The sequence below is a fragment of the Bradyrhizobium sp. WSM4874 genome, from assembly GCF_055811835.1.
On record NZ_JBVVPR010000095.1, the window covers coordinates 1 to 8,254 of the forward strand.

The 8,254-nt window shown below is 64.4% G+C and carries 11 protein-coding genes and 1 riboswitch; of the genes, 3 read left to right on the forward strand and 8 right to left on the reverse strand.

Annotation, left to right across the window (positions count from 1 at the left end; translation table 11 throughout):
• Positions 1-108: 108 nt before the first annotated feature.
• The 8 genes from AC0L3P_RS38720 to AC0L3P_RS38755 all read right to left on the reverse strand — a co-directional run bounded on the left by AC0L3P_RS38720 (position 109) and on the right by AC0L3P_RS38755 (position 6,836).
• Positions 109-666 (reverse strand): mismatch-specific DNA-glycosylase, encoded by a 558-nt coding sequence (locus tag AC0L3P_RS38720; protein ID WP_473309274.1) that lies wholly within the window; start codon positions 664-666, stop codon positions 109-111.
• Between the two features lie 49 nt (positions 667-715).
• Positions 716-1,006, reverse strand: coding sequence for a hypothetical protein (locus AC0L3P_RS38725; RefSeq protein ID WP_354060413.1), 291 nt, complete (start codon positions 1,004-1,006; stop codon positions 716-718).
• Between the two features lie 220 nt (positions 1,007-1,226).
• Entirely contained in the window at positions 1,227-3,125 is a 1,899-nt protein-coding gene (thiC, locus tag AC0L3P_RS38730) for a phosphomethylpyrimidine synthase ThiC (RefSeq protein ID WP_473309275.1), read from the reverse strand.
• Positions 3,126-3,290: 165 nt separating this feature from the next.
• On the reverse strand, positions 3,291-3,899 hold the full coding sequence (locus AC0L3P_RS38735; protein WP_473309276.1) for a thiamine phosphate synthase: 609 nt from the start codon (positions 3,897-3,899) through the stop codon (positions 3,291-3,293).
• The gene (locus AC0L3P_RS38740; protein ID WP_354205216.1) at positions 3,886-4,668 is read right to left on the reverse strand and encodes a thiazole synthase; all 783 of its coding nucleotides are present in this window, start codon (positions 4,666-4,668) and stop codon (positions 3,886-3,888) included. Before AC0L3P_RS38740 ends, AC0L3P_RS38735 begins: the two co-directional genes overlap by 14 nt.
• Before the next feature lie 169 nt (positions 4,669-4,837).
• Entirely contained in the window at positions 4,838-5,035 is a 198-nt protein-coding gene (gene thiS / locus AC0L3P_RS38745) for a sulfur carrier protein ThiS (protein WP_007600772.1), read from the reverse strand.
• Positions 5,026-6,036 (reverse strand): FAD-dependent oxidoreductase, encoded by a 1,011-nt coding sequence (locus tag AC0L3P_RS38750; protein WP_354060420.1) that lies wholly within the window; start codon positions 6,034-6,036, stop codon positions 5,026-5,028. The genes thiS and AC0L3P_RS38750 overlap by 10 nt, the downstream gene beginning before the upstream one ends.
• Positions 6,024-6,152: riboswitch (TPP riboswitch) on the reverse strand. (Overlaps the previous gene by 13 nt.)
• Before the next feature lie 132 nt (positions 6,153-6,284).
• On the reverse strand, positions 6,285-6,836 hold the full coding sequence (locus tag AC0L3P_RS38755; RefSeq protein ID WP_354205220.1) for a lytic transglycosylase domain-containing protein: 552 nt from the start codon (positions 6,834-6,836) through the stop codon (positions 6,285-6,287).
• Positions 6,837-7,080: 244 nt separating this feature from the next.
• On the opposite strand from AC0L3P_RS38755, the gene AC0L3P_RS38760 reads away from it, so the two are divergent.
• The 3 genes from AC0L3P_RS38760 to AC0L3P_RS38770 all read left to right on the forward strand — a co-directional run bounded on the left by AC0L3P_RS38760 (position 7,081) and on the right by AC0L3P_RS38770 (position 8,135).
• Complete coding sequence (locus AC0L3P_RS38760) at positions 7,081-7,296, forward strand: hypothetical protein (protein ID WP_275173965.1); 216 nt, start codon at positions 7,081-7,083, stop codon at positions 7,294-7,296.
• Positions 7,297-7,305: 9 nt separating this feature from the next.
• Positions 7,306-7,464: a hypothetical protein gene (locus AC0L3P_RS38765; RefSeq protein WP_354101234.1), complete on the forward strand. Its 159-nt coding sequence runs from the start codon at positions 7,306-7,308 to the stop codon at positions 7,462-7,464.
• Between the two features lie 125 nt (positions 7,465-7,589).
• A complete protein-coding gene (locus tag AC0L3P_RS38770) occupies positions 7,590-8,135 on the forward strand; it encodes a PRC-barrel domain-containing protein (RefSeq protein ID WP_275173963.1) in 546 nt (181 codons plus the stop codon).
• The last annotated feature ends 119 nt before the right edge of the window (positions 8,136-8,254 follow it).

The following is an 8,254-nucleotide window of genomic DNA, read 5'->3' on the forward strand; positions in this document are numbered from 1 at the left end:
TAACTGGTCGCTCGGTATTGTGACTACCCGCAACCGACAAATCACGCGGTATGGGTCCCGGCCTTCGCCGGGACGACGGCTGAGTGTTGGCGATGCCCCCAACCTGCCTTACGAACCGATCCACGCAGCAAGCTCGCGCCACGGCTCCAGCGTCCAATGCCCGGATGCGGCGCCCGACGGCGAGGACAGCACGAACACCTCGGGCAAACTCTCATCGCGTTGTTGCCGCCCCAGCGCAATCCCGCTCGACGGCTTGCCGTAAAACAGGCTCGCGGCCTTCTTGCTCGTGAACGCAATCGTCCTCGGGCGAAACTTTTCGATCTTGGCCCTGAACCCCGGCACGTCGATCGCGTCAGCCGCGATCTGGTGATCCATCCCGGCGCCCGACTTGGACAGGTCGGTGAAGCCGATCCCGAGCTCGATCAGCGACGCAAACTCGCTGGGTTGATAGCGCCGCGGCGTGATCCCGGCCTCATGGATCGCGCGCCAGAAGCGGTTGCCGGGATGGGCGTAGTAGTACCCGAGCTCCGCCGAGCGCGTAGAGGCGGCGGTGCCGACGAAGACGAGGCGGAGGTTGGGGAGGAGTTGGTCCGGGAGGCGGTGCAGCGGGGCTTCGGGCAAATTGTCTATCCGTGGAGCTGCAGCCCGTGTGAGCGGGGGCGGCATTTGGGTGGGCTGTCAATGCGGGATGTCGCTTCGCTCATCCCGGCTACAGTCAATGCGCTCCGCGCTCTTTCAGTCTATCGATCCACTCGCCGTTTAGGCCATGGAGAGCACCTTCAATTGGCCAGCCGGGAGATGTCTCGATCAAGTGAAGCAGCGACCAAGCAATTCCGAGACAATCATCTGGCCCGAACAGCCGCACCAAAGCTTTTGCCTCGTCATCCGTAATCGGTGTTTGCACTTCGCCGAGCAAAACTTCCAGTTCCCGCAATTCCGGCGCGGTGGCAGCACTTGAACTCGGCAACGGGCCGATTTGAGCAAGGCGCTCAACGGCTGGCTGCATTATTGCTTTCTCCTCTCGTCTTCTCATCGGCTCGGGAAAGGCTCCACGACGGATACTCAAGGTTACGAAGCGTCCGTTGTGGGTTCAAGTATTGTGCCGGTCGGACCTATTCGGAAGCTGTACATCTAGATGGATGTCATCAAAAATGAAGCCGAGCTCTCGCCCGGCTTCGCTTCCGATGGATGCCCGAGCAAGCCCCGCCATGGCGAGGAAGGGGCGCTCACAACACCCGATTGCTCTCCTTCACCTTCTCCGCGTCCAGATACACGCTTGAGCCCATCTCCTTGAACTTCGCGCTCATCTGCTTCATGCCGTCCTCGGCCGTCCCGCTCATCGACATCCCCACGCCATTCGGATCGTTCAGCGTCGCCGCGTAATCACGGACGTCCTGGGTGATCTTCATCGAGCAGAATTTTGGGCCGCACATCGAGCAGAAATGGGCGACCTTGTGGGCTTCCTTCGGCAGGGTCTCGTCGTGGAAGTTCTTGGCGGTGTCGGGGTCGAGGCCGAGGTTGAACTGGTCGCTCCAGCGGAAGTCGAAACGGGCGCGGGAGAGCGCGTCGTCGCGCAGTTGCGCAGCCGGATGGCCCTTGGCGAGATCGGACGCGTGCGCGGCGATCTTGTAGGTGATGACGCCGACCTTGACGTCGTTGCGGTCGGGCAGGCCGAGATGCTCCTTCGGCGTGACGTAGCAGAGCATGGCGCAGCCGAACCAGCCGATCATGGCCGCACCGATGCCGGAGGTGATGTGGTCGTAGCCCGGCGCGATGTCGGTGGTCAGGGGCCCGAGGGTGTAGAACGGCGCCTCGCCGCACTCCTTGAGCTGCTTGTCCATGTTGATCTTGATCTTGTGCATCGGCACGTGGCCGGGGCCTTCGATCATGACCTGGCAGCCCTTGTCCCACGCGATCTTGGTGAGCTCGCCGAGCGTCTCCAGCTCCGCGAACTGCGCGCGGTCGTTGGCGTCCGCGATCGAGCCCGGACGCAGGCCGTCGCCGAGCGAGAACGAGACGTCATACTTGCGCATGAGGTCGCAGATCTCGTCGAAATGGGTGTAGAGGAAGCTTTCCTTGTGATGCGCCAGGCACCACTTCGCCATGATCGAGCCGCCGCGCGACACGATGCCGGTGACCCGGTTGGCGGTGAGGTGGATGTATTGCAGGCGCACGCCGGCGTGGATGGTGAAATAGTCGACGCCCTGCTCGCACTGCTCGATCAGCGTGTCCTTGTAGAGCTCCCAGGTCAGCTTGACCGGATCGCCGTCGCACTTCTCCAGCGCCTGATAGATCGGAACGGTGCCGATCGGCACCGGCGCGTTGCGCAAAATCCATTCGCGGGTGGTGTGGATGTTGCGGCCCGTGGAGAGGTCCATCACGGTGTCGGCGCCCCAGCGGATCGCCCACACCATCTTCTCGACCTCTTCCTCGACCGATGACGTCACCGCCGAGTTGCCGATATTGGCGTTGATCTTGGTGAGGAAGTTGCGGCCGATGATCATCGGCTCGAGCTCTGAGTGGTTGATGTTGCAGGGAATGATGGCGCGCCCGCGCGCGATCTCGGAGCGCACGAACTCCGGGGTGATGAAGGCGGGCACTTCCGCGCCAAAGCTTTCGCCGTCGGCAAGGGCTGCTTCCGCACGCTCGAGCTGCTCTTTGCGGCCGAGATTTTCGCGTGCGGCGACGTAGATCATCTCCTTGGTGATGATGCCGGCACGGGCAAATTCGAGCTGCGTGATCTTGTGGCCGTCGAGGCCGCGCAGCGGCTGGTGATAGGCCGAGAAGGCACGCGCGGCCTTGTCGGTGGAGACGCTGCCGTTGTCCTCCGGCTTGATCTGCCGGCCCTGATATTCCTCGACGCCGCCGCGCTCCAGCACCCAGGCCTTGCGGCCGCGCGCGAGGCCGGCGTTGACGTCGATGGTCACGCTCGGGTCGGTGTAGGGGCCGGAGGTGTCGTACACCGGCAGGTTCGGCTCGCCCGCGCCTTCGGACAGGATGATCTCGCGCAGCGGCACGCGCAGGTCGGGCGCGGCATCGGGCGAGGCGAAGATTTTTCGCGACGAGGGCAGCGGGCCGGTGGTGACGGCGGGGACGGTCTTGTCGGGATTGGAGCGGATGTTCATGGGATCCTCCGGTTTAATTCGTATGTGTGTGCGTCTGGGCGAGGGCGGTGAATTCTTGCTCCGTCATTGCGAGCGCAGCGAAGCAATCCAGAATCTCTCTGCAGAGACAGTCTGGATTGCTTCGTCGCAAGTGCTCTTCGCAATGACGGGATGAGAGAGTGCGCATCACGCCGCCTCCGCGGACAGGCCGAGCCATTGCCGCACCCGCGCATCCGGGTCGGCGTTCTGGGTGACGTCGCTGACAACGGCGATGGAATCCGCGCCGGCGGCAAAGATCTCCGCGGCGTGCTCGAACTTGATGCCGCCGATCGCGACCAGCGGGATGGTGCCGATGCGCTTCTTCCATTCCGTGATCTTTGGAATGCCCTGCGGCTCGAATCGCATCGACTTCAAGGTGGTGAAGAAGATCGGGCCCAGCGCGACATAATCGGGTTTGGAGGCGAGCGCGGTGTCCAGCTCCGCATCGTCGTGGGTGGAAACGCCGAGCGACAGGCCGGCCTCGCGGATGGCGCCGAGGTCTGCGTCGGCAAGGTCCTCCTGGCCGAGATGCAGATACTTTGCACCGGCGACAATCGCAGCGCGCCAATAGTCGTTGACGACCAGCTTGGCTTGCGTGCCCGCGGTGATCGCGAGCGCATCGGTGACCATCTGGAGCGATTGGGAGTCGTCGAGGTCCTTTGCGCGCAGCTGGATGGTGCCCACGCCGAGTTTGGTCAGGCGCTCGACCCAGGCGAGGCTGTCGACGACCGGATAAAAGCGATCAGGATACGGCATGCCAGAACGGTGTCCCAACGACAGGGGTTGAAGGAGAGGCGAAATCGCGTGCGTTCATCAGCCCGGCTTCGTAAGCGGTGCGGCCGGCCTCGATGCCGAGGCGGAAGGCGTTGGCCATCGCGACGGGATCGGCGGCTTTTGCGATGGCGGTGTTGAGCAGCACGGCGTCGTAGCCGAGTTCGAGCGCCTGCGCCGCATGCGAGGGCGCGCCGATGCCGGCATCGACCACCAGCGTGATATCGGGCAGCCGCTCGCGCATCAGCTTGAGCGCATCGCGGTTGGTGATGCCTTTTGCGCTGCCGATCGGCGCGGCCCACGGCATCACCACCTTGCAGCCGGCATCGACCAGCCGGTTCGCGACCGAGAGATCCTCGGTGCAATAGGGGAACACTTCAAAGCCGTCCTTGATCAGGATGCTTGCTGCTTCCACAAGTCCGACCACATCGGGCTGCAGCGTGTCATTGTCGGCGATGACTTCGAGCTTGATCCAGGATGTCGCAAACAATTCGCGCGCGAGCTTGGCCGTCGTCACCGCCTCGCGCACGCTGCGGCAGCCGGCCGTGTTCGGCAGCACCGTGACGTCGAGCTCGCGGATCAGATTCCAGAACGCGTCCCCGGTCTTGCCGCCGGCGGATTCGCGCCGCAGCGACACCGTGACGATGTTCGAGCCCGAGGCGCGGATCGCCGACTGCATGATCGCAGGCGAGGGATAGAGTGCGCTGCCGATGAGGAGGCGGGAGGGGAAGGTCTTGCCGTAGAAGGTCACCATGTGGGAGGTGTCTCCTCAAATTCAACTGTCGTCCCGGCGAAGGCCGAGACCCATACCGCGTGATTTCCCTTAGGGCAGCTTGGCAGAGACCTTCCGTCCCAATGAAGGACGGTGGCTATGGGTCCCGGCCTTCGCCGGGACGACAAGGAGAGAGAACGTGCGATCATCCTCACCCTCCCTGCCGCGGCGTGATAATCTCGATCTCGTCGCCGGCCTTCAGCGCGGTCTCGGCCCAGCGGCTCTTCGGCACGACGTCGTAGTTCAGCGCGATCGCGAAATGGGTGCCCTCGTAGTCGAGCTCGCTGAGCAGCGCGTCGACGCTGGCCGAATTGATCTCGCGTTGCTCGCCGTTGACGATCACGCGCATTGCATCACCTCATTGTCGATCTGGCCGCGCTCGACAAAGCTAAGCGTCAGCTCGGCAAGCGCCGGCGCGATCAGGAAGCCGTGGCGGTACAGGCCGTTCACGCTGATCGTGTTGCCGCGAATGCCGATGCGCGGCAGATTGTCGGGGAAAGCGGGGCGCAGGCCGGAGCCGAATTCGACGATGCGGGCCTCGCCGAAGGCGGGATGCACGGCATAGGCCGCGCCCAACAGCTCCAGCGCCGAGCGCACGCTGACCCCGGTGTCCTCGGCCTCGATCGAGGTCGCGCCCAGCATGAACAGATTGTCCTCGCGCGGGATCACATAGAGCGGCCAGCGCGGATGGATCAGCCGCACCGGGCGCGCGAGCTGCACCTCGGCGGTTTCGATCAGGATCATCTCGCCCTTGACGCCGCGAAGCTCCGGCTGCTCGTCGCGCGCGGAAAGGCCGCGGCAGTCGATGACGATGCCGTCTAGGTCCGTGGCGGCGACGTCACTGTCGAATTTGATGGTGCCGCCGGCGGCGCGGATGCGCTCGTGCAGTTTCGGCAGCACGCGGCGCGGCTCGACATGGCCCTCGGTCGGAAAGAACAGCGCGTCGCGGAAGCGGCCTTCGAGCGACGGCTCGAGCTCGGCAAGGCCGGCGGCATCGAGCCGGCGATGGCCTTCGGTCATCCGGGCAAAACGCTCGAAGTCGTTGCGCTCGCGCGGGTGGGCGACGACCAGCGAACCGTTGAAGGGCGTGTCGGGCAGCTCGCGCCGCCAGATGTCGAGCGAGCGCAGGCCGAGCCTGGAGATGATCGGTTCGGAAACTTCCGCCTCGCAATAGGGCGCGAGCATGCCGCCGGCCCAATGGCTGGTGGCATCGGTCATGTCGGCGTCACCGCGCTCGTGCAGGGTGACGGCGTGGCCGGCCTGCGCGAACAGCAGAGCCTGCCAGGCGCCCGCAATGCCTGCGCCGATGATGGATACCGGGGAATCCGGTCGCTTGGTCGTCTGCAACATCCCTGTCCCTTCGCCGGCATGACCCGGATCAGGTTCAAAGGGTCACCGCGGTCCTGGGCGGATTTGCCCATTTAGCGGTATCTCAGCTCCTCCTCGGAGCACCCCTCGGAACGGACGGAATGTATGCCAGTGGAGTGGGATGTCAATGTGCTGTCGGTCGTCATGCCCGGGCTTGTCCCGGGCATCCACGTTCTTGATGCGGCGCGAAAGTTCGTGGATGGCCGGGACAAGCCCGGCCATGACGGCGATCAGCGAGCGGGCGCCTGCGCCCGGGCGTTGCGAACGCGCTGGGCGAGCTTACGGTGCGGGACGGTGCCGAACATCGGCTGCGGATTGCCGTTCGGCTCGAGCCAAGGGGCGCTCATATTGGCCTCGCCCATATTGGCGACTTGGACGGCCTCCTGCCGCTGCCGCTTTGCGGCGTAGTAATAGCCGCCGGCGAAATAACGAACGGCTCTCGCATGATCGCCATTGGCGGCGTGATAGGCGCCGGCGAGATATTTCACGGCATAGGTGAGGTTGGTGTTGGGATCGCGCAGGCCGGCGGCGTCGCCGGTGTAGCCGACCCCGCGGGCGGTCGCGAGCTTGATCTGCATCAGCCCGATGGTGCCGCCATGGCCGACCAGGCCAGGCTGATAGCGGCTCTCGCGCATGATGACGCGATGCACGAGCGCCTCCGGCACGCCGTTGGCGCGCGCATGGGCCGCGACCATCTCGGCGTACTCCGCTTGGCCCGCGAATGCGGCCTGCGGCAACGTCAGTCCGGCCGCGAGCAGCGCGGCAACATGTAAAATTTTCATCAGATATCCCGGAGGTCCCTGAGACTGATTGAACGCCTGCGCCCGGCTGCCGTTTAGGCCCCCGAACGCGGCGATGATGTGACCAAACGCCACCGTTAAATGTTTGTGCGGCGCCGAGCCGCTGTGACGACTCAATGCTGGCGCAGGAGTTCCTTCAGGCGGACAACTCGCGACAGCAGGCCTGTCTATTCGCATGGGCGGACGAAAGCGAGTATGTCACGGCCAGCGAATCGGGAGAGGTGCCATGACAAAATCAACCATGGTCAATGCCCACACCGGCGAGATCCCCAGACATAACCCCTGTGCTCAATGCGGCACGCCGATCGCGCAGCCCGACTGGATCGAGCCGGGCGAGGGGCGCGTCTCCTATCTCTGGACCTGCCACGCCTGCAATTATCGCTTCGAGGCGGTGGCGATCTTCGACGAGGCCGCGCTCCAACACCCGCCGCTCGCGGCCTGAGGTTTATCTTTGGGCATGATCTTTTCGGAAAACCGCTGCACACTTTTCCGGATCATGCCTCAAGCCGCAAAGCCGCGGCTGCTGCCGCACAAGCAACTGCATCCGCTCGATCACGCGCGCGCGCGATCGTCGGCGGGAAACGGTGCGCTGCAAAATGTTCCTGAGTGACTTAGGAACAATCACGCGCAGCTCTGATACTCGCGCATCGCGCGACGAAATTGCAGCGCGCGCGGAACTGGGACTGATCCGGACTGTTTTCTCCGCACAAGTTTTCTGCTGAAGGAGAGGACAATATGTTGATGAAATCGATCGCGGCCGGTCTCGCCGGTACCGCACTGCTCGCAACCGTTGCGTTCGCGCAAAATCCGACCGCCACCACCGACAAGGCGCCGGCTGCCGCCGCCTCGACCACCACCACGACCGCGTCGGGACAGTGGCGTACGTCCAAGATGGACGGCATCAAGGTCTACAACGACGCCAACGAGAACATCGGCTCGATCAATGATCTGCTGATGGACAAGAGCGGCAACATCAAGATCGCCGTGATCGGCGTCGGTGGCTTCCTCGGCCTGGGCGAGCATCTGGTCGCGGTGCCCTATGAGAAGCTGAAGTTCGTCAACGAGGCGGTTGCCTACACCGGCGCTGCTGGCAACAACCCGAACAGCGCAGCCAACCGGCCCGCGGCGAGCACCACGACGGGTGCCGCGACCGGCACCGACAACAAGCCCGCGACGACAACGACCGCGTCGTCCTCGTCGAAATGGTATCCGGACCACGCCGTGTTCAATGCGAGCAAGGACGAGCTGAAAAACATGCCCGAGTTCAAGTACTCGGAGTAATTCGGCTCTGAACGGCTAAACGAAGCGCGCCCGGTTTTTGCCGGGGGGGGGGGGGGGGGGGGGGGGGGGGGGGGGGGGGGGGGGGGTGGGGGGGGGGGGGGGGGGGGGGGGGGGGGGGG

Coding starts and splice junctions, on each gene's coding strand:
- AC0L3P_RS38720 (WP_473309274.1), bottom strand. CDS start 666: ATGCCGCCCCCGCTCACACGGGCTGCAGCTCCACGGATAGACAATTTG.
- AC0L3P_RS38725 (WP_354060413.1), bottom strand. CDS start 1,006: ATGCAGCCAGCCGTTGAGCGCCTTGCTCAAATCGGCCCGTTGCCGAGT.
- thiC (WP_473309275.1), bottom strand. CDS start 3,125: ATGAACATCCGCTCCAATCCCGACAAGACCGTCCCCGCCGTCACCACC.
- AC0L3P_RS38735 (WP_473309276.1), bottom strand. CDS start 3,899: ATGCCGTATCCTGATCGCTTTTATCCGGTCGTCGACAGCCTCGCCTGG.
- AC0L3P_RS38740 (WP_354205216.1), bottom strand. CDS start 4,668: ATGGTGACCTTCTACGGCAAGACCTTCCCCTCCCGCCTCCTCATCGGC.
- thiS (WP_007600772.1), bottom strand. CDS start 5,035: ATGCGCGTGATCGTCAACGGCGAGCAACGCGAGATCAATTCGGCCAGC.
- AC0L3P_RS38750 (WP_354060420.1), bottom strand. CDS start 6,036: ATGTTGCAGACGACCAAGCGACCGGATTCCCCGGTATCCATCATCGGC.
- AC0L3P_RS38755 (WP_354205220.1), bottom strand. CDS start 6,836: ATGAAAATTTTACATGTTGCCGCGCTGCTCGCGGCCGGACTGACGTTG.
- AC0L3P_RS38760 (WP_275173965.1), top strand. CDS start 7,081: ATGACAAAATCAACCATGGTCAATGCCCACACCGGCGAGATCCCCAGA.
- AC0L3P_RS38770 (WP_275173963.1), top strand. CDS start 7,590: ATGTTGATGAAATCGATCGCGGCCGGTCTCGCCGGTACCGCACTGCTC.